Genomic DNA, 21,339 nt, shown 5'->3' with positions numbered 1-21,339 from the left:
ATACGTTTATTTGTTAATTGCAGTTGCTTTTATTTATGACGGCATTACTAAATTTAGTGATCCTGAGGGGACTTACTGGCTTAGTTTTTTAATTGCTGGTGTCAGCGTGTTTATGTTTTTCTTCAGAAGAAAATTTTCTAAGAAATTCGATGATCATTATAAAAGAAAGTAGAAAATGGAAATTAGTATTATAATACTATGTTTAATACTATCAGCCTTTTTTTCGGGAATGGAAATAGCTTTTGTTTCCTCTAATAAGATTTACCTTGAGATAGAAAAAAAACAGGATAATTTTATTTCCCGAATATTAACGAAACTTACCGAAAAGCCATCGAAGTTTATTGCGGCAATGCTTATTGGCAACAATGTAGCGTTGGTTGTTTATGGTTTTTTTACCGCAGATTTGATTCTGAAATGCATTGCAAGTTCAGGATATCAGTTTTCTGATTATACCAATTTGTTTCTTCTTACTTTAATAGCTACGTTTATTATTCTAATTACCGCCGAATTTTTTCCGAAGGTCTTTTTTCAGATTTATGCTAATTCCTTAATCCGGGTTTTTGCTGTACCCGCTTATATTTTTTACCGGTTATTCTATTATGTCTCCACTTTTTTTATCTGGATATCAGATTTAATTCTAAGAAAATTTTTTAAGACAGAAGGCGATCAGGTACAACTGTATTTTAGTAAAACGGAACTTGGTAATTATATAACCGAACAGATGAATGCTGTTGAAGACAATGAAGAAGTAGATTCTGAAATTCAGATTTTTCAAAACGCATTAGAATTTTCAGGTTTAAAGGCACGTGATATAATGACTCCCCGTACAGAAATTGTGGACATTGATTTATTTGACAGTGTTTCTGATCTGAAGGCATTATTTATAGAAACAGGTTATTCGAAGATTATTGTAAGTCAAAATTCTCTTGATGATATTGTAGGTTATGTGCATTCTTTTGATTTGTTTAAGAAACCAAAATCAATAAAATCAGTTTTAATGGCAGTTGAGTTTGTGCCTGGAACAATTTTGATCAAAGATGCCTTAAGTCTGCTTATCAAAAAAAGAAAAAATGTTGCTGTTGTTTTAGATGAATACGGAGGTACTTCAGGTATTATTACCATTGAAGATATTGTAGAGGAACTTTTTGGCGAAATTGAAGACGAACATGATTTAGATGAAGAATTAATAGAAGAGGAATTAGGGGATGGACAATATCTTTTTTCAGCAAGGTTTGATGTCGCTTATCTAAATGAAACATACAAATTAGAAATTCCCGAAAGTGATTCATATGGGACTTTAGGAGGGTTTATTGTAGATTTTACTAAGGATATTCCTGAAAAAGGCGAAAAAATCAGGATAGGGAACTATTTCTTTGTGATAGAAGAATGTTCGAACAAGAAAATCGAATTGGTAAAAATGACTGTAAAAGAATAATTATTTTAAGAATTTTAAAAAAAAGTCGAAAATAAAACACTAGTTGTATTGTTATTAACCAGATAATTGTATTTTCGCAAACTGAATATAAAATTAACGATAATAAAAATGGCAGTTTTAGCAAAAATTAGACAGCGTTCCGCATTATTGATAGGAGTTATTGCACTTGCATTATTTGCATTTATAATACAGGATCTTTTCAATAGCGGTACTTTTAGTCAAAGTTCAAAAGATGTTGGAAGCATCGATGGAAAGGATATTTCATTTGAAGACTTTAGAGTTAAAGTTAGTAATGTTGAAAAAAGCGGACAAGGGATTACTTCTACTGAAGCTGCAAACAGAGTATGGGATCAGGAAGTTTCAATTGCTTTATTGTCAGCTCAATTTGATAAATTAGGATTGCGAGTAGGAGAAAAACACCTTTTGGAAGTTTTAAAATCGGATCCTAATATTGGTAAAAACCCAATGTTCCTTAATGCTGCAGGTATGTTTGATATTACTAAATTCAAAGATTACTTCAAAGCCAATCCTGAAGCTGCTCAGTTCATTACTGAAAAAGAAAAAGATGCTGCCTTAAATGCGAAATTTCAAATCTATAATACGCTTGTAAAAGCAGGTCTTTATACTACTGCAAACGAAGGAAAGCTCAAATATGAAATGGAAGCAAATAAAGTGGATTTTTCATATGCTGCAGTGTTGTATTCTTCTATTAAAGATAGTGAAGTAAAAATTTCTGACTCAGAGATTGTGGATTACATGAAGAAAAACGAGAAAAAATTTAAAGCAGATGCAACTCGTGAAATTCAATATGTATTAGTAGAAGACAAACCTTCTAAAGAAGATGAAGCTGAAATTAAAGCTAAAATTACATCTTTATTAAACGGAAGAATAGAATATAATGCTAAAACTGGTAAAAATGATACATTACCTGGATTTAGAAATGCTAAAAATATTGCTGAATTTGTAAACGCTAATTCAGACGTGCCTTATGATTCTACGTATGTTGCTAAAAACTCTTTACCTGCAGTTGATGCTGATAAATTATTCAGTTTAGCCCCGGGTCAGATTTACGGGCCATATGTTTTTGGAAAATACTATGCTATTTCTAAATCTTTAGGATTTAAACCAGGTGTTAATGCAAAAGCAAGTCATATCTTAATTGGATATGAAGGATCTCAGACTCCAAACCAAAAAGAAAAAAGAACAAAAGAAGAAGCTAAAGCTAAAGCTGAAGATATTTTAAAACAAGTTCAGGCTAATCCTGATAGTTTTATGATGCTTGCTTTTACAAGCTCTGATGATTCATCTGCTCAGCAAGGTGGAGATTTAGGATATTTTGGTCCAAACCAAATGGTAAAACCATTTAATGATTTTGTATTCAGTAACGGAATTGGAAAAGTTGGTTTGGTAGAAACTCCTTTCGGATTTCACGTTATCAAAATTACAGATAAACAAGACGGAATTCGTTTAGCTACAATTGCTCAGAAAATTCAGCCTTCTGAAGCAACATCTGATAAAGTATTTACACTGGCAACTAAATTTGAAATGGATGCTGCCGATAAAGATTTTAATGCTACTGCTAAACAATTAGGGTTAAAAGTTGAAGCTCCTGTAACAGCTAAAGCTATGGATGAATCTTTTGGACCTTTGGGGAATCAGCGTGCTATTATAAGATGGGCATTTGATAAAGAAACAAAAGAAGGTGATATAAAACGTTTTGAAATAGCAAATGTTGGTCACGTAATTGCACAATACAAAAGCGAAAACAAATCAGGTTTAGTATCTGTTACACTGGCAAGACCTTATGTAGAGCCAATTCTTAAAAACAAGAAAAAAGCAGAAATCTTAAAAGCTAAAATGACAGGTTCAACCATTGAAGCTATCGCTAAGGCTGCAGGTGTAAAAGTACAACAAGCAACAAATGTTACGTTAGATAATCCGGTATTGCCTGGAGGTGTTGGGCAGGAACCTAAAGTGGTAGGTAATGCATTTGCATTAACCGCTAATAAAGTATCTGCTCCAATTGAAGGAAATACTGGTGTATATGTTGTGAAAAATATCAAAACAATTAAAGCACCGGCTTTACAAAATCATGCAGAGTATGTATCAAAGTTAAAAGCTCAAAGTGCATCAGACGCAAGCAGAATTTTACCAGCTTTGAAAAATAATGCTAAAATAGAAGACAACAGATTGCAGTTTAATTACTAACAGGACGAGAAGACAATACAATAATAAACCCGAAACGTTTTAATACATTTCGGGTTTTTCTTTGTGTTTTATTTTCTTTGTAAGATTTTATTTCGGTATTTGAAATGTATTTTCTTATATTACATAGGGGTAATAGAAATATGATTTAAAAAATTTGGGATATTCAAATTATTGCATTTAATTTGTCAGAATTTTTGTTTTAACAAAAGTAAATTACGATAAATATGATAGATAATTACATTAATAATCAGCCATTTATTTTTTTGTATGTTTAAGTTTTTTAGAAAAAAAGCTAAAGTGTATTCCAAAATTGAAAATCATATTTTTGGAATCATAACGGAACTTTTAAAAGTTAGCAGTACTGATATAAATGTTGATGAATTAGGAGGTAAATATTACCTGAGCAATGAAGAACAACATTTTAAAGTTACTATTCTAAGTAACGATTATGTTATCAGACTCACCAATACGCGGGATTCTGTAGCTGAAAAATACGACAAAGTTTTTGTAGAAGATGTTTTAAGAGCTGTAAAGGAAGAAAAGCACCGCAGAATGGAGCTGGTATATGACTCTATTACCAACAGCATAGAAAAAATGGCTGAACGTTTACACAACACTCTCATTGAATCTAATGAACAGGAGAGTCAAAAAGTACGCCAGCTTAAAACAAAAATCACTAAAGAAAACAATAAAAAGGCAAATTAGTAATACAAGCTTATATTACAATATCATCTCATCATAAGTAAGGATAGTTTCATAACCTTTATCCTTAAAATAAGTTTTGGGATTTTCTTTAGAAATGACCATCACAAAATCGCCGCCCCAGGCACCAAGACTTTTAACTACTCCATTAAAATCGGGAAAAGTTTTTTCTTTTATAGTCTGTACTTTCAGGATATTACTCAAATGTATTTCGTGATTTTCTAATGCAAGAGCAAATTCTTTTACAGTTTTTGCTTCAATAACTGCATTTGTAATTTTGTTATTGTCGATTATTTTTTTGGCTAAATGATTGTTTTTATTATTGTAGTAAGCATTAATCGCTCTTTTACTGCTTTGTTTTTTATTTAGATAAATAAAATAGATGTTTTGTGCAAAATCAGGATAAAAGTTTATCGGTTCTACAACAGGGGAGTTATTTTCTAAATGGTAAATAATAGGTGTATCATTTTGTGCACAGGCGATATCGTAACCACTGCCTCCAAAACTATTTTTAAGCAAGGTAAAAGCATCAATTTGAGTCCACTGCGCAATATTATTTAATAAAGTAGAAGATGTACCGAGTCCCCAGTTTTTAGGAAATGTAAGTTCTGTAGTCACTTTGTAGCCTTCAGCAGTATCAATGAATGTGGGATTTAAAAGATAAGCTTCGTGTAAAATAGTAATCAGCGTTGTTTTTACGGATTCAGTTTCTGTTTTTACATTGTTAATTATTTCAGCGAAAGAAATAGTGTCTTCAAACCAGATTTTTCCGTCGGCATTGTGGCTTTTCCATTCGATTTTTTTGTCTGAACTATTTTCTATGACCAGATTTTGGCCAAATTTTGTAGGTAATGCCAAAGCTTTAGCCCCGTCAAGAACTAAATACTCTCCTGTAATTAAAAGTTTTCCGTTACTGTAAAAGGTTGTTTTCATTCGTTGTTTTTTAGCCCCGATGGCAACGATATCCTTTTGTGGTGGTGTTCACCACAAAAGATTTAGTGGACAGCGGGAATAGCTTCATCCATTTATTATGCCTCTGGATAACAATATTATTTTCGTAAGTTTTCAATAAATTGAACTACAGCACTATGAGATATGGCCGTTTTTTTAAAATGGGCTTTAATTAAATGCCGCTCTTCTTCACTGGCTTCAAATTGGTTGATGATGTTATTAAGGTGCATTTTCATATGACCTTCCTGAATACCGGTTGTAGTGAGAGAACGTAAAGCTGCAAAATTTTGTGCTAAACCTGCTACGGCAACGATCTCCATTAATTCTTTGGAGGAAGGCTTCTGCAAAATCTCTAAACACAATTTTACTAAAGGATGTAATGAAGTTAATCCACCTACTGTTCCTAAAGCTAAAGGTATTTCGAGCCAGAAAGTAAAAATTCCGTTTTCTATTTTGGCGTGAGATAAACTTGAATATTGTCCATTTTTTGAAGCGTAAGCATGGACAGCAGCTTCAACTGCCCTGAAATCATTTCCTGTTGCCAGTACCACAGCATCGACACCATTCATAATGCCTTTATTATGCGTTACGGCTCTGAACGGTTCTGCTTCGGCGATTTGCACAGCCTGAACAAAACGTTCTGCAAAATCCTGGGGATTCTCGATATGTTTTTCTGTTAAATCTTCTACCGGACAGGAAACCTCTGCTCTCACAATGCAATTTGGAACATAGTTAGACAAAATGCTCATAATAACCTGAACTTCCAGGCCTGCATTTTGAGCTTGTTCTTTTAGAGTTGTGGCAAATTGTTCCAGACAGGAGTTGATAAAATTTGCGCCCATACTGTCTTTTGTTTCAAAAGTGGCGTGTAGCTGAAAATAATTCTCAAGTAAATTTCTTTTGTCTTTTAATTGGATATCCAGAATTCCCCCGCCACGCTGCTGCATATTTTTAGTAATGCTTTGGGTGTCAGAAAAGAATTTTGGCTTTATTTGGTTAAATAAATCTTCTAATTTTTCAGCATCTCCACTGAAAGTGAAATGCACCTGTCCTATTTTTTCAGTATCGATTACTGTTGCTTTAAAACCGCCACGTGTTGCCCAGTATTTAGCAGATTTTGATGCCGCCGCCACAACAGAACTTTCTTCAATTGCCATTGGAATTGTCTTGTATTTGCCGTTAATCAGGAAATTTGGAGCAACTCCAAGCGGAATGTATAAATTAGTAATGGTGTTTTCTATAAATTCATCATGCAGCTGTTGTAGCTTTTCATCTGAATTCCAGTAATTTCTTATTATATTTTGTGCCTCTTCAGGATTTGAAAAAAATTCTTTTGCAATCCAGTTCATTTTTTCTTTTTTGGATAATTTAGAAAATCCGGCAACAGCGTTATTCATTCTCAGTATATTAAGTAGTATATAGTAGCAAAGATACCATTTTAAGACTTTTATTTGAAATGTTTTTTTAAATGTAAAATGACTTCAGGTTTTATTTTTTTAACATTTAACAATTAAAATGTGTATTATGTTCGTTTTTTTTACTAAAATTGGGCTCTTTTTATATTAAAATACTACTAGATGAATTCAGGTAAAATTACTGTAATGCTTTTATTTTTAGTTGCTGCTGCTTTTGGACAACAAAAAATAACTGTAGAAAATATTTATAGTGGAGCTTTTCGGGCCAAGGGAATGGACGAATTACAGTCTTTAAAAAAATCAGATCAATATACGGTTTTAAATGTTGATCAGGCGAGCAGAAGTATGCAGATTGATTTATATGATTTTGCCACTCTTAAAAAAGTATCCAATTTAATAGATACAAAAAATTATACTGAACTTGCAGATGGGATCGATAGCTATACTTTCGATGCTTCTGAAAAAAAGATTTTAATTGCTTGTAATTCTAATCAGATTTTCCGCCATTCTTTTACAGCAGATTATTATTTATATGACATTACCTCTAAATCTTTAACTAAGCTTTTTGATTTTCAGGTTCAGGAACCCACTTTTTCGCCTGATGGAACCAAAATTGCGTATGCCAAAGAAAATAATCTTTATGTGTATGACGTAGCTTCAAAAAAATCGACTGCAATCACAACTGATGGAAAGAAAAATACAATTATAAATGGTATTACGGATTGGGTTTATGAAGAAGAATTTGCTTTTGTCCGGGCATTTGACTGGAGCAAAGACAGCAAAAAAGTAGCTTATATCCGTTTTGATGAGAGCCAGGTTCCGGAATTTTCGATGTCTATGTTTCATAAAGATTTATATCCGACAATCGAAACGTTTAAGTATCCTAAAGCAGGAGAAAAAAATTCTGAAGTTTCCCTCCATATTTTTGATATAGACGGGAATAGCACTAAAAAAGTTGATTTAGCAAAGTATAATGATTTTTACATCGCAAGGCTGCAATGGACAAATGATAACAATGTTTTATCAGCTCAGGTTTTAAACCGACACCAGGATAATCTTGATTTGCTGTTTATTGATGGGGCCACAGCTGTAGCAAAAGTGGTTCTGAATGAAAAAGACAAGGCTTATGTTGATGTTACAGATAATTTGACATTCTTAAAAGATAATAGTTTTATCTGGACCAGCGAAAAAGACGGATTCAATCATATTTATTTATATGATAAAACCGGAAAACTTAAAAATCAGGTTACAAAAGGAAACTGGGAAGTGACTTCATATTACGGTTTCGACGAAAAAACAAAAACGATTTTCTACCAGTCTACAGAAAATGGTTCTATCAACAGAGCCGTTTACCGTATTTCATTAGACGGAAAAAACAAAACACCTTTGGCTGCTAAAGTTGGAACAAGTGCAGCGACTTTTAGTCCAAATTTCCAATACTTCATTACGACTTTCTCTAGTAATTTACAGCCTACAACTTATACTTTAAATGAAGCGAAAACCGGGAAAGAAATTCAGGTAATAGAAGACAATAAGGCTCTTGCTGCCAAATTAGAGGCTTATAATTTGCCAAAAAAAGAATTCTTTGTTTTAAAAACAGCTAAAGGCAATGAGTTAAATGCCTGGATTCTAAAACCAAAAGATTTTGATCCTTCTAAAAAATACCCTGTTTTTATGTACCAATATTCAGGTCCTGGTTCTCAGCAGGTCAATAATGACTGGAATAATACGGATGATTATTGGTTTCTATCTCTTACGCAGCAAGGTTACATAGTGGCTTGTGTTGACGGAAGAGGAACAGGTTTTAAAGGGGCAGATTTTAAAAAAGTAACTCAGTTACAATTAGGTAAATATGAGGTTGAAGATCAAATCGATGCCGCAAAAGTAATTGGTGCTTATCCATATGTAGATGCTTCAAGAATTGGGATTTTCGGATGGAGTTATGGTGGGTTTATGGCTTCAAACTGTATTTTTCAGGGAGCTGATGTTTTTAAGATGGCAATTGCGGTTGCTCCGGTTACCAACTGGCGTTTTTATGACAGCGTTTATACAGAAAGATATATGCAGACCCCGCAGGAAAATGCAAGCGGATATGACAATAATTCTCCAATCAACCACGTAAATAAATTAAAAGGGAAATTTCTTCTGATTCACGGTTCAGGCGATGATAACGTTCATGTGCAGAATTCAATGCAAATGATGGAAGCATTAATTCAGGCTAACAAGCAATTCGACTCTCAGATATATCCGGACAAAAATCACGGGATTTATGGTGGGAAAACCAGAATTCAGCTTTACAATAAAATGACTAATTTTATTAAAGAAAATTTATAATCTAAAATCTAATAACTTAATTTTTATACTGAATAATATGGAAGAAACTAAAGTAAAAACCGGGCATCCAAAAGGGCTATGGGTATTGTTTGGAACGGAGATGTGGGAGCGGTTCAATTTTTATGGAATGCGTGCTTTACTGACTTTATTTCTTGTGAATTCATTGTTGATGAAAGAAGAAGAGGCGTCTTTAATTTATGGAGGCTTCCTTGGACTTTGTTATTTAACTCCAATGCTGGGAGGTTTTGTTGCAGATCGTTATTTAGGAAACAGAAATTGTATTTTATTAGGAGGATTGCTTATGGCAATTGGACAAATGTTATTGTTTACCAGCGGAAGTGTTTTTGCATCAAATTTAGAATTAGCGAAAATCATCATGTACTCTGCTTTAGGCGTTATTGTTTTTGGTAACGGCTTTTTCAAACCAAACATTTCCAGTATGGTTGGCAGTCTTTATCCAAAACAGGAAAAAACAAAACTGGATACGGCTTTTACTATTTTCTACATGGGAATTAACATTGGAGCCTTTTTAGGACAATCTATCTGTCCAATTTTGGGTGATGTAAAAGATGCTGGCGGAGTTAGGGACATTCATGCTTTCAGATGGGGATTCCTGGCCGCTTCTGTTGCAATGTTGCTAGGTACTTTACTTTTTTACTTCTTAAAAAATAAATATGTAGTTTCTCCTGAAGGAAAACCTTTAGGAGGATTACCTTCTAAAAATGATGCTTCTGATTTTGAAGAAGGTGAAGCTCAACAAGCTAATTTCTCTTCTAAGGCTTTATCTATTGCGGGAGTCGCTTTTCTTCTTTTAGGTTTGTTCTTTCATTATGTAGTTGGTCAAAATCTTATTTATACTTTGATTTATTCAAGCGGTTTGTCATTGGCCGGATTAATTGTTTCTGATTCTTCATTGACGAAAATAGAGAGAGACAGAATTATCGTAATTTATATAGTGTCATTTTTTATCATTTTCTTTTGGGCGGCATTCGAGCAGGCTGGATCTTCATTGACATTTATTGCAGATAATCAGACCGATAGAAATTTCTTTGGTTATCATATGCCGGCATCGATGGTGCAAATTTTTAACGGATTATTCGTTGTACTATTAGCAGTTCCGTTTAGTGTATTATGGGATACTTTAAGAGCAAAAGGAAAAGAACCAATTTCTCCGGTTAAATTAGCAATTGGATTAGTAGTGATTTCTGTGAGTTTCCTTATGATTGCAACTCAGGTTTCTTATATCGGAACTTCGGGTTTATTATTGGTTAAATGGTTGATTCTGTTATATTTCTTAAACACATGTGCCGAGTTGTGTTTGTCTCCAATTGGTTTGTCATTAGTAGGCAAATTGTCGCCAAAACGTTTCGCATCCTTACTATATGGTGTGTTTTTCTTGTCTAATGCTTCGGGTTATGCCTTAGGAGGTACTTTAGGTTCTATTTTGCCTGCTACAGGTGATAAATTTGAAAAGGCAAAAGAGCTGGGAATTGATCTTCAAGGAATTTTGGATAAAAAAGTTGTCCCAACTGCTGAGCAATTATCTCTTTTAGAAAAACATCAAATTAGTGCGCATAATCATTTTTTTGCAGGATTCGAAATCCATAATTTATATGAGTTTTTTATGGTATTTGTAGTTCTTACGGGTATTGCGGCGATTGTATTGTTTGCGCTAACTCCTTTATTGAAAAAAATGATGCATGGTGTTAGATAAGATGGAAAGTAAAATCACTTTAGAGGAAATTCAAAATTTTAAAGGCAAGTACCCAAAGCAATTGTGGTACTTGTTTTTTGTTGAAATGTGGGAACGTTTCTGCTTCTACGGAATGCGAGGTGTTCTGACTATTTTCATGGTAGATCAGCTTTTTTTGAAAGAAGATCATGCTAATTTGCAATATGGTGCTATTCAGGCTTTTGTTTATGCTTTTACTTTTATAGGAGGAATTTTTGCCGATAAAATTTTAGGCTTCAAAAAATCATTATTATTTGGAGCGATAGTAATGATTCTTGGAAATCTTTTGATTGCCATAGCGCCACATGATATGTTTTATTACGGAATTGCTTTTTCTATTATAGGAACAGGATTTTTTAAACCAAATGTTTCTTCTATGGTGGGGGAACTGTATAAAGAAGAAGACGGAAGAAGAGATGCCGGTTACGGAATGTTTTATGCAGGGATAAATGTTGGTGGTCTTTTTGGAGGTGCTTTATGTGTTTATCTTGGGAAATATTATTCCTGGGAATTGTGTTTTCTTTCGGCTGCAATTGTAATGTTTTTAGGACTGATTACTTTTTTGGTTACTAAAAAATATCTGGGTCCCATAGGTGATTCTCCTTTGCTGGAAATGGAAGCAGGGAAAAGAAAAATACGTGAATTTTCAGTTTATCTACTTTCACTTTTAAGTATTCCACTTATTTATATAATGGTAAAGAATACAGATTATACCGACTATTTTATGTATACGATTGGAATAGTTGCTCTTTTGTATTTTACCTATGAATTAATAAAACTGGGGGATATAAAGCTTCAGAAAAAGTTATTTGCGGCATTTTTATTTGTCTTTTTTTACCTTTTATTCAACGCCATTTATGAGCAAAGCGGCGGTTCTTTATCACTTTTTGCTAAAGATAATTTAAATAATAAATTGTTGTTTTTTTCCATTGATCCTAATATTGTAAACAATAGTTCCAATACCTTTTTTGTAGTTGTATTAAGTCCGTTGATTGGTCTATTGTGGATATGGATGGGGAGAAGAAAAATTGAACCGAACACATTGATTAAATTTGGAATTGGCTTTTTGTTTTTAGCTGCTTCGTTTTATATTTTTTATCTTACTAAGTTTTTTGCAGATTCTAATGGAATTGCCTCATTGAATGTTTTTACATTTGCTTATTTAGTAACAACTATAGGGGAGCTGTGTTTAGGGCCGATCGGAATGTCAATTATAACTAAATTATCTCCCAAAAGATTATTTGGTATGATGATGGGTTTATGGTTTTTGGCAGCAGCATTTGGACAGTTGTTTGCGGGTAAATTAGGGGCGGAAATATCTAAATCGAATACGGGTGATACTTTGCTTTCTAAGCTGCAATCGTATACTGAGGGATATTATCAACTGGCAATCTATTCGCTAATAGCAGGAGTTGTTCTAATTGCAATTTCACCATTCATAAAAAAATTAATGCAGGAAGTAAAATAGGTATTTAGCAATGCTATTTTGTTTAAATTTGAAAAAAAATTAAAACCAAATGAGAAAAATATTTATACTGGCTTTTTTTATAATAGGTTCTTTTGCTTTACAAGCTCAGGACTTAAATTGGCATACAGATGTGAGGGAAGCAATAGCAATCAGCAATAAAGAGAAAAAACCTTTGATGATGTTTTTTACGGGAAGCGACTGGTGTGGCTGGTGTATTCGTTTGCAAAATGAAGTGCTGAAAACGCCAGAATTTCAAAAATGGGCTAAAGAAAATGTAATTTTGGTTGAATTAGATTATCCTAAAAGAACAGCTCAGACTCCTGAAATTAAGAATCAAAACGCCGAATTACAACAAGCATTTGGAATACAGGGTTTTCCAACTGTTTATTTTACAAATGCAGAAAGCAAAGACGGCAAAGTGAATTTCAAAGGGCTTGGTAATACAGGTTATGTTGCCGGTGGTCCAGCAGCATGGCTTGCAGTTGCTGACGGAATAATTAAATCTCAAAAAATGTAAAAAAACACATTTTTAAAATAGCATGAATCCTCTCACATAAATATGATGTGAGAGGATTTTTTTGTTTGGTAGGAAAATATTTCTGTTTTGTTTGAGCTGTTTTGGGTTCTATTTGATTTTCTTAAAATATTGCACTTAAAAAAACATATTAAATAATTTTAATGCTAAAAAATCTTGTAGAATTAAAATATAATGTTAATTTCGTTTTGCTAACAAACCAAATCTTTTATACTATGATGAAAAAAATACTCCTGCTAATTTTATTTTTAGGATCCCTAACTTTTCAAGCTCAAAATGTAGTTTGGAATACGAGTATGGATGCCGCAATAGCTGCAAGCAATGAAGAAAATAAGCCAATGCTGATCTTTTTCACTTCTTCGAGTGCTCCAAATAATCTTCAGAACGAAGTTTTTAAAACACCTGATTTTGCAGTCTGGTCTAGAGATAATGTAATTTTAGTTAAATTGGATTTATCTGACATGAATGCATCAGATCTTGATAAAGAGCAAAATGTTAAACTTAAAAATGCATTCGGTGTTGAGGATTTGCCAGAAGTTTGTTTTGCAAACGCATCAATTAGAAAAAGTAAGACAACATTTCAGGCGCTTGGCAAAATTGGATATAAGCCCGGAGGTGCAAAAGCATGGATTTCTGAATCGGAGGCAATTTTACATCCGAGTGAATAAGAACCTAAATTAAATTTTTTACTTTATTTATAACCCTTTTTAGCCATTGCTGAAGAGGGTTTTTTATATAAAAAGAAGTTAGAAACGGTTCAATATTTGAAATTTTAAGCATCAAAAATTTAATTTAATTTAAAATTTTACTAATAAATAATTAATTTCATTTTAATACATTTTGTCTGTGATATTTGTTTAAAAATGGGGCTTTTGATGTTTATTTTTATGTTAATTTAGTTCATTAATTACAATCGATAACCAATTTAATATGAGCCGAAAATTACTTATTCCATTATTTTTTTTGATTGGCATTTCAATGAAATCACAGGGATTAGAGTGGAAAACCAACATTACAGATGCTATAATTTTAAGCAATGAAGTAAAAAAACCAATACTTATTTTCTTTACAGCAACAGATGCACCTGAAGATTTACAAAATGAAGTTTTTAAAACTGAAGATTTTGAAAAATGGTCTCGCAAAAATGTTGTTTTACTAAAACTTGACTTTTCTGAAACAGATGAATCAACCGAAGAAAGAGATCAGAATATTAAATTAAAAAAAGCTTTTGGAGTTCAAAATCTTCCCGAAGTTTATCTTGCAAAGGCTTTTGTGAGAAATGATGAAAGAGCTTTTAATATATTAGGCAAACTTCCTTATAATTTCGGTGGAGTAGAAGGTTGGATAAATGATTCCAATTTAGTATTGAATAGGCAATAATTTAATTACTTAGTTTAATTTGTAAAATCCTTTTTCGCTAATAGAGTGAAAAGGGATTTTTTGTTTTAAGCAGGTCGTTTTCCAAATCTTTTGAATGGAATAGGAATTTGATGCATCAGCAATAATTATCCCTGGATGTAAATTTTTTAAAACCCTTTCCAGATTAATTTTGGGAGATTGGATCAATAGCAAGATATCAGGATTTATCATTTTTGGATAGACAGTTGTGCTGTCAATGATGTAAATTTTTTGGTGGTTGAGATATAAAGTGTTTTGAATTTTTGAAGTCTTTTTTAACTGACAAAAATTAGCCGTCAAATACGAGTTTAAAATCATATTTTGTGCTGAATCTTTTAAAGGATTGTACCCAAATATGGTAACCTCTTTTCCGTTTCTTTTGGAAATAATTGTTTTTTTCTTCACGTTGAAAACAATGATTTCCTTTTGACTTTGTATTTCTTTTTTGGTGAAAATAAAAGAAAGTTGCAGGATGATTATCGCATTCAAAACACCTGTAAATTTTAAAAAGCTGGGTCTTTTTATCCAAATGATGCTAAGAATTATACATAAATAAAACGCCAGCAGATAGTGACTGTTAAAGCTTATGTCTCTGATTACAAAGGAATCAAAGGAGGCAACAATATGAATAACTTTATTTAAGAGGTAAATACTTTTTTCTAAAACTTGAATCAGAAATTGTGGAACGGTATTAAGAACGGCTAAAATCATCACCAATATCCCAACAATCATCACGAGAGATAAAATCGGAATAATAACAATATTGGTCACAAAAAACAATCCGGGAAACTGGTGAAAATAGTATAAGCAGAGTGGTAAAGTGCCAATTTGCGCAGCAAAGGAAACGGTCAAAACATTCCAGATGTTCATTGCAATTTTGTTTTTAGGCTTCCATATATTTTTTAGTTCTGGCTGGAGCCAAATAATAAAAAAAAGTGCCAGATAGCTTAATTGGAAGCCTACATCAAATAAAAAATAGGGCTCAAAAAGTAATATTAAAAAAAGGGAAACTAATAAAGTATGATAAGTATTGTTGCCTCTTCGAAGATGATTGCCAATCGCAAGAAATGAAAACATGACTACCGAACGCAGTACAGAAGGCGATAAACCTGAAATTAGTGCAAAGGTAAACAGAGACGTCAGAATGGCAAGTAGTTTTATAAAAGAACCTTTTCGTGTATTTCCAATAGGTTTTAGAACAAAACCAATAATGAGCATAATAAAGCCGACATGGAGTCCTGAAACCGAAAGGATGTGCGTAGCACCAGAAAATTGATAATCCTGAATAATATCAGAAGCTATTTCTTGTCTTTGTCCCAAAATGAGAGCTAAGGCAACATTCATTTCAGTAGGGGCAAAATGTTGTTTGTTAAGGTTGTTTACAATCCTTGAATGTAATTTTGCGGTGTAATACCAAATGTCTTTTTTTATTGTTTTGTTAATTCTTATTTCTGATTTAGTTGCAAAAACCTGCGCATAGATTTGTTTATCTTTTAGATATCTGGCATAGTCAAACTGGTTCGGATTTTTGGGGCTGCTATTTTGCTGTAATGTGGTTTTTAAGCGAATTGTGTTGCCAATTACAAGCAGGTTAGGTAAGCTGTCTTTTTGGATATTTACAATAATTCTTCCCGTGTAATTTTGATTTTCAATTCGGTTAATGATTGCTATGTATCTGTCATTGTAGTCATTGCTTTTTAGTTTCTCACGCAGGCAAAAAGTTATTTGTTGTGGTTCTTCGAAAACCTTTTTACAATTTGTATAATTTGTTTTTTGTAGAGATTCCGTATGAAATAACAAAGTGAGGCAGCCAATGAAAAACGCTACTAAATAGGTATTCAGGCTAAAAAAGAGGATAAGTTTCTTTTTCTTTAGTGATAAAAAGTAAGAAGTTATAAGAGAGAGTAAAGCTAAAAAAACAGTGAAACTTATACAAAGTAAACCAGGCTGCAAATAATAACCGGCTAAAATTCCAGTTATAAAGAAAATCGTGATTTTACTCAAAGGGTAATTTAATACTTTCATAATGTAAAAGTATTAAAAAATGTAAGAATTATCCTTTTTTATTTAAAATTCTTCAAGTATTCTGTTGATCTGAACAAATGAAGTTTTATAATAATTCTCTTTTGTTGACGAAATAATTACTCCTTTGGAAGTAGAGGAATGGACAAATTTTATTTCATCGCGGCTTACTTCTGTTATAAGTCCAACATGATTAATCTGCTTACTTTTGTTGGTTTTAAAGAAAATTAAATCTCCTTTTTTGGCTTCGTCGAATTTTATTACTCTTCCAATTTTCGATTGTTCGTAAGAGCTTCTGGGAAGTTCAATATTTTCTGTTTTGAAAGTAGAAAAGACTAAACCTGAGCAATCAAAACCAGCTTTTGTCGTGCCTGCAGGTTTATAACCTACTCCAATATTATTAGTTGCTGTTTCAATTAATTTGTTTACTACATATTTTGTGTCTTTTTTAGACTCTTTATTTGAAATGGAACCTGTTTTACATGATATCAACAAAATAGGGAACAGTATTAGTAAAAATGCCTTTTTCAAGATGAAATTTTTTATTGTTTTTTTAAATCAGCAACAATAAGACGGGCTGTTTTTTTACTGGCTCCAATTCCTCCAAGTTTTTGTTCTAAAAGATCATATTTTTTTAATACTTTCTGGCGATAATCCGTAACTAATAATTTTTGTAACTCTTCTTTGATTCTTTTTGTATTGCATTCATTTTGAATTAATTCGGTTACGACTTCTTCATTCATAATCAAATTAACCAGGGAAATATATTTTAAAGTAATGATTCTTTTTGCAATTTGATAAGACACCCAACTTCCTTTATAGCAAACTACTTCAGGAACTTTAAAAAGTGCAGTTTCTAAAGTTGCAGTTCCTGAAGTGACTAAAGCCGCTACTGAAGAGCGTAACAAATCATACGTTTTATTCGAAATGAATTTGATGTTTTTATTTGCAATAAATTGCTGGTAGAATTCAAAATCCTGACTGGGAGCTCCGGCAATTACAAATTGATAATCTTTGAAATCATCAACAACGCTTAACATTACGCCGAGCATTTTTGTGATTTCCTGTTTTCGGCTACCAGGTAAGACCGCAATAATTGGCTTATCACTTAATTGATTTTCTTTTCTAAAAATAACTTCATCAAAAAAGGGTTGATTATGAATAGCATCAATTAAAGGATGCCCGACAAATTCTACCGGAAAACCATGTTTGTCTTCGTAAAAGCTTTTCTCGAAAGGTAAAATTACGAACATTTTATCTACATCATTTTTTATTGCTGTAATCCGGCTTTCCTTCCATGCCCAGATTTGAGGTGAAATGTAATAATGTGTTTTATAATGCAGTGCTTTTGCCCATTTGGCAATTCGCATATTAAATCCTGGATAATCAATAAAAATGATAACGTCAGGCTGAAATTCTGAAATATCTCTTTTGCAGAATTTAATATTATTTAATATCGTTTTTAAATTAAAAACGACTTCGACAAAACCCATGAAAGCCAGTTCACGATAGTGTTTTACTAAAGTTCCGCCTGTTTTTTGCATTAAATCCCCTCCCCAAAATCTAATTTCAGCTTTAGGATCTTCTTCATATAAGGCTTTCATTAAATTAGAACCATGTAAATCACCAGATGCTTCGCCTGCAATAATGTAGTATTTCATACTTTTTAGTATTTTTTAAAAGAATGTAATACAAAGATAGTAACTTAAATTAGTAAAGTTAAGAATGTCAAAATAATCACTGCAAAGATGACGCCACCTGCCATAGGTTCTTTATCCTTTTTTAACAAAATGGCAAAAACGACAAGATCTAAAGTGGTACCTAATGTAATTACTTTTCCTAGATAACCATTGTTTTTAATGGTTTTGACTCCATATAGAATATCAAATTCTGTAAAAAAAGTAATGAACAAACAAGTTCCAACTAAAGAAGTGAAAATTCCGATAATAAAGCCAAAGAGTACGTCTTTTTTATTCATTTAAATTCCATGTATTTAGTTGTTGAATCGCATGATGGGCAGTCAAATCAAACTGAACTGGTACTACTGAAACATACCCGTTTTCTAATGCCCATTCATCTGTGTCATCTCCTTTATCCTGATTTATAAATTCGCCTGAAAGCCAGTAATAGTCTTTTCCAAAAGGAGTTTGTCGCTTATCAAATTTTTCCACCCACATTGCTTTTGCCTGTCTGCAGACTTTAATGCCTTTGATTTCTTTTTCTTTCAGTTTTGGGAAATTAACATTTAAAATAACACCTTGTGGCAATTTTTTTTCAAGTGTTTCTATAGCTATTTTTTTTACAAATGTTTTAATTGGTTCAAAATCGGCATCCCAATTATAATCCAGTAAAGAAAAACCTATAGCCGGGATTCCTTCAATTCCTGCTTCAACAGCAGCACTCATGGTTCCGGAATAAATTACATTTATAGAAGAATTTGAACCATGATTGATACCCGATACACATAAGTCAGGTTTCATTTTCAAAATTTCATTTACGGCTAATTTAACGCAATCTACAGGTGTTCCTGAACAGCTATATTCTGTGATTTGATCGTTTTCTTTAGAAATTTTGTTAAGATATAAAGTATTGTTTATAGTAATAGCGTGACCAGTTGCGCTTTGAGGCTTGTCGGGAGCAACAACAATTACCTCTCCAATGGTTTTCATAATTTCTATTAAACTCCTTATGCCTGGAGCGGTAATGCCATCATCGTTGGTCACTAATATTAAAGGCCTTTTAATTTTCATAAATAAAGATTTAAAACAAATGTAGCCACAGATTTTCATAGAATAACAACAAATAAATCAAAATTTGTCAACTAAATTATCAATGTTTTTAGTGATTAAAAGATTTTTATATCTTTAACAAAAAATTATAGAGGGATTGGCTTTATTGGCTTGAATTTTACTATAACTTAGAGAAAAAAATTGATGAATGCTATTATTAAATTTATGAAACGAAATTATAAAATCCTTATAGCCGTATTATGCTTGTCTGCAACTTTGTTTGCATTCAAAGTAAATGCAGATAAAACCATAGATCCGGATCCTAATAAAGACAAAATGCTTTTGGAGTTATTGGCCTTTGTTATAGAAAAAGGGCATTATAATCCGCCTCCAATAGATGATGAATTTTCAAAAGGAATCTTCAAAGATTATATTGATGCGCTGGACCCTTCAAAAAGGTTTTTTCTGCAGTCTGATATCGATGAATTCAGACAATACGAACTTATGCTGGATGATCAGTTCCTTAATAAGGATTTGACATTTTTTAATCTTACTTATGCAAGGTTAATGAAACGTATGGAAGAGAGCAAAAAAAGATATAAAATTCTTTTGGCTCAGCCATTTAATTATAATATTGACGAAACTTTTAACGCAGATTATGAAAAAATTCCATATGCAAAGAATACAGCAGAAATAAATGAAAGATGGAGAAAACAAATTAAATTATCGACACTTTCATCCCTTGTTACAAAGCAAAAATTAGAGGAAGATAAAAAGAAAACAGATCCGGCTTATACCGTAAAATCTTTTGAGGCTTTAGAGAAAGAAACACGTGAAAGTTCTTTAAAATCTTTGGATGAGTCTTTTGGGAACATAAAAGATTTGGACAAAGGCGACTGGTTTTCGGTTTACATCAATTCAATTATGACTCGTTTTGATCCTCATACAAGTTACTTTGCACCAGAAGAGAAAGATCGTTTTGATGTAAATATTAGTGGAAAATTAGAAGGAATCGGAGCTCGACTGACTAAGAAAAACGATTTCACCCAAATTGATGAATTGATTTCCGGAGGTCCGGCCTGGAAAGGCAAGGAGCTGGAAGCCGGTGATTTGATCCTGAAAGTAGGACAAGGAAAGGAAGAACCTGTGGATGTAGTGGGTATGCGTCTTGATGATGTTGTGAAAAAAATCAAAGGGCATAAAGGGACAGAAGTAAGACTTACTGTTAAAAAGGTAGATGGAAGTATTAAAGTCATTTCAATCATCAGGGATGTAGTTGAAATAGAAGAAACATACGCTAAGTCAAGTGTTGTTGAAAAAAATGGTTTGAAATATGGTGTAATTTATTTGCCTAAATTTTATATCGATTTTGAAAACAAAGACGGTCGCGATGCGGGTAAAGATATTGCACTTGAAGTTGAAAGGCTTAAAAAAGAAAATATTAGTGGAATCGTGCTTGATGTGCGTGATGATGGTGGTGGATCACTTTCGACTGTAGTTGATATCGCCGGACTTTTTATCGAAGAAGGGCCAATTGTTCAGGTAAAATCAGCAGGAAAGAAAAAAGAGGTTTTATACGATAAAGATAAAAAAATAGAGTGGGATGGTCCATTGGTGATAATGGTAAACAGTTTTTCTGCCTCAGCATCTGAAATATTGGCGGCAGCAATTCAGGATTATAAACGAGGTGTAATCATTGGTAGCAAACAAACTTATGGTAAAGGTACGGTTCAAACTGTTATCGATTTGAATCAGTTTGTTCGTAATAGTGATTTTGGTGATTTCGGAGCCTTGAAAGCAACTGCTCAGAAGTTTTATAGAATCAATGGAGGTTCAACTCAGCTGGAAGGTGTAAAAAGCGATGTTGTCATGCCGGATCGTTATGCTTATTTGAAAATGGGTGAACGCGATATGGATAATGCAATGCCTTGGGATAAAATAGATCCTGCAAACTATAATATTTGGAATTCAAACGAAAACTTTAATCAGGCGATATCCAATAGCAAACTTAGAATTGCTCAAAATCCTCAGTTTAAATTAATAGAGGATAATGCTAAATGGATTGATGTTAAAAACAAAGAAAACACATACAGCTTAAATATAAAAAACTTCAAAGCCACACAGGAACAAGTCGAAAGCGAGGGCAAAAAATATAAACCAATTGCTGATTATAAAAACAATCTTGTTTTTAAATCATTGCCTTATGAAAATCTTGATATGGCTAAAGATCCTTCTTTAAAAGAAAAAAGAGAGGCATGGCATAAGGCTTTGTCAAAAGACATATATGTTGAGGAGGCGCTAAATGTATTAGACGATCTACAGCCTAAAGACAATGTTAATAAACAAACCAATTCCTCTAAATTAAAAAAAGACAAAGTGGTTAAGTCTTAATAGTAATTAAACTTACATA

Annotated in this window: 17 protein-coding genes; 10 read left to right on the top strand and 7 right to left on the bottom strand. The window is 32.6% G+C overall.

Annotated features, from left to right (window positions below):
- The first annotated feature begins 175 nt into the window (after positions 1-175).
- The 3 genes from ACNC7R_RS19910 to ACNC7R_RS19900 all read left to right on the top strand — a co-directional run bounded on the left by ACNC7R_RS19910 (position 176) and on the right by ACNC7R_RS19900 (position 4,348).
- Positions 176-1,435, top strand: a complete 1,260-nt coding sequence (locus tag ACNC7R_RS19910) for a hemolysin family protein (RefSeq protein ID WP_417942768.1) — start codon at positions 176-178, stop codon at positions 1,433-1,435.
- A gap of 108 nt (positions 1,436-1,543) precedes the next feature.
- Complete coding sequence (locus ACNC7R_RS19905) at positions 1,544-3,643, top strand: peptidylprolyl isomerase (protein ID WP_417942767.1); 2,100 nt, start codon at positions 1,544-1,546, stop codon at positions 3,641-3,643.
- A gap of 297 nt (positions 3,644-3,940) precedes the next feature.
- Positions 3,941-4,348 carry a hypothetical protein gene (locus ACNC7R_RS19900; protein WP_417942766.1) on the top strand — a complete coding sequence of 136 codons (408 nt, stop codon included), beginning with the start codon at positions 3,941-3,943 and terminating at the stop codon, positions 4,346-4,348.
- 15 nt (positions 4,349-4,363) lie between these two features.
- Here the strand turns inward: ACNC7R_RS19900 and ACNC7R_RS19895 are convergent, their stop codons facing one another.
- Positions 4,364-5,278 (bottom strand): GYDIA family GHMP kinase, encoded by a 915-nt coding sequence (locus tag ACNC7R_RS19895; protein ID WP_417942765.1) that lies wholly within the window; start codon positions 5,276-5,278, stop codon positions 4,364-4,366.
- A 116-nt stretch (positions 5,279-5,394) separates the two neighbouring features.
- On the bottom strand, positions 5,395-6,693 hold the full coding sequence (locus ACNC7R_RS19890; protein ID WP_417942764.1) for a hydroxymethylglutaryl-CoA reductase, degradative: 1,299 nt from the start codon (positions 6,691-6,693) through the stop codon (positions 5,395-5,397).
- Between the two features lie 180 nt (positions 6,694-6,873).
- Here ACNC7R_RS19890 and ACNC7R_RS19885 point away from each other — a divergent pair, with 180 nt between their 5' ends.
- The 6 genes from ACNC7R_RS19885 (at position 6,874) to ACNC7R_RS19860 (ending at position 14,160) form a co-directional block, all read left to right on the top strand.
- Positions 6,874-9,045 (top strand): S9 family peptidase, encoded by a 2,172-nt coding sequence (locus tag ACNC7R_RS19885; protein ID WP_417942763.1) that lies wholly within the window; start codon positions 6,874-6,876, stop codon positions 9,043-9,045.
- A gap of 37 nt (positions 9,046-9,082) precedes the next feature.
- On the top strand, positions 9,083-10,759 hold the full coding sequence (locus ACNC7R_RS19880; RefSeq protein ID WP_417942762.1) for a peptide MFS transporter: 1,677 nt from the start codon (positions 9,083-9,085) through the stop codon (positions 10,757-10,759).
- 1 nt (position 10,760) lies between these two features.
- The gene (locus ACNC7R_RS19875; protein ID WP_417943201.1) at positions 10,761-12,245 is read left to right on the top strand and encodes a peptide MFS transporter; all 1,485 of its coding nucleotides are present in this window, start codon (positions 10,761-10,763) and stop codon (positions 12,243-12,245) included.
- A gap of 49 nt (positions 12,246-12,294) precedes the next feature.
- A complete protein-coding gene (locus ACNC7R_RS19870; RefSeq protein WP_417942761.1) occupies positions 12,295-12,762 on the top strand; it encodes a thioredoxin family protein in 468 nt (155 codons plus the stop codon).
- Positions 12,763-12,998: 236 nt separating this feature from the next.
- Entirely contained in the window at positions 12,999-13,448 is a 450-nt protein-coding gene (locus tag ACNC7R_RS19865; RefSeq protein WP_417942760.1) for a thioredoxin family protein, read from the top strand.
- 262 nt (positions 13,449-13,710) lie between these two features.
- Positions 13,711-14,160 carry a thioredoxin family protein gene (locus ACNC7R_RS19860; protein WP_417942759.1) on the top strand — a complete coding sequence of 150 codons (450 nt, stop codon included), beginning with the start codon at positions 13,711-13,713 and terminating at the stop codon, positions 14,158-14,160.
- A gap of 9 nt (positions 14,161-14,169) precedes the next feature.
- Here the strand turns inward: ACNC7R_RS19860 and ACNC7R_RS19855 are convergent, their stop codons facing one another.
- The 5 genes from ACNC7R_RS19855 to surE are packed head-to-tail and all read right to left on the bottom strand — an operon-like array spanning position 14,170 to position 18,950.
- The gene (locus ACNC7R_RS19855) at positions 14,170-16,203 is read right to left on the bottom strand and encodes a ComEC/Rec2 family competence protein (protein ID WP_417942758.1); all 2,034 of its coding nucleotides are present in this window, start codon (positions 16,201-16,203) and stop codon (positions 14,170-14,172) included.
- Positions 16,204-16,245: 42 nt separating this feature from the next.
- A complete protein-coding gene (locus ACNC7R_RS19850; RefSeq protein ID WP_417942757.1) occupies positions 16,246-16,731 on the bottom strand; it encodes a C40 family peptidase in 486 nt (161 codons plus the stop codon).
- Between the two features lie 11 nt (positions 16,732-16,742).
- Entirely contained in the window at positions 16,743-17,861 is a 1,119-nt protein-coding gene (lpxB, locus tag ACNC7R_RS19845; protein ID WP_417942756.1) for a lipid-A-disaccharide synthase, read from the bottom strand.
- A 44-nt stretch (positions 17,862-17,905) separates the two neighbouring features.
- On the bottom strand, positions 17,906-18,178 hold the full coding sequence (locus ACNC7R_RS19840; protein ID WP_417942755.1) for a hypothetical protein: 273 nt from the start codon (positions 18,176-18,178) through the stop codon (positions 17,906-17,908).
- Complete coding sequence (gene surE / locus ACNC7R_RS19835; protein ID WP_417942754.1) at positions 18,171-18,950, bottom strand: 5'/3'-nucleotidase SurE; 780 nt, start codon at positions 18,948-18,950, stop codon at positions 18,171-18,173. Before surE ends, ACNC7R_RS19840 begins: the two co-directional genes overlap by 8 nt.
- Before the next feature lie 183 nt (positions 18,951-19,133).
- Here surE and ACNC7R_RS19830 point away from each other — a divergent pair, with 183 nt between their 5' ends.
- Positions 19,134-21,320, top strand: a complete 2,187-nt coding sequence (locus ACNC7R_RS19830) for a carboxy terminal-processing peptidase (RefSeq protein ID WP_417942753.1) — start codon at positions 19,134-19,136, stop codon at positions 21,318-21,320.
- The last annotated feature ends 19 nt before the right edge of the window (positions 21,321-21,339 follow it).

It is taken from the genome of Flavobacterium adiutor (assembly GCF_048282555.1).
Lineage (GTDB): Bacteria > Bacteroidota > Bacteroidia > Flavobacteriales > Flavobacteriaceae > Flavobacterium.
The sequence above is the reverse complement of the archived record's forward strand: the minus strand, read 5'-3'. Positions and strand labels throughout refer to the sequence as shown.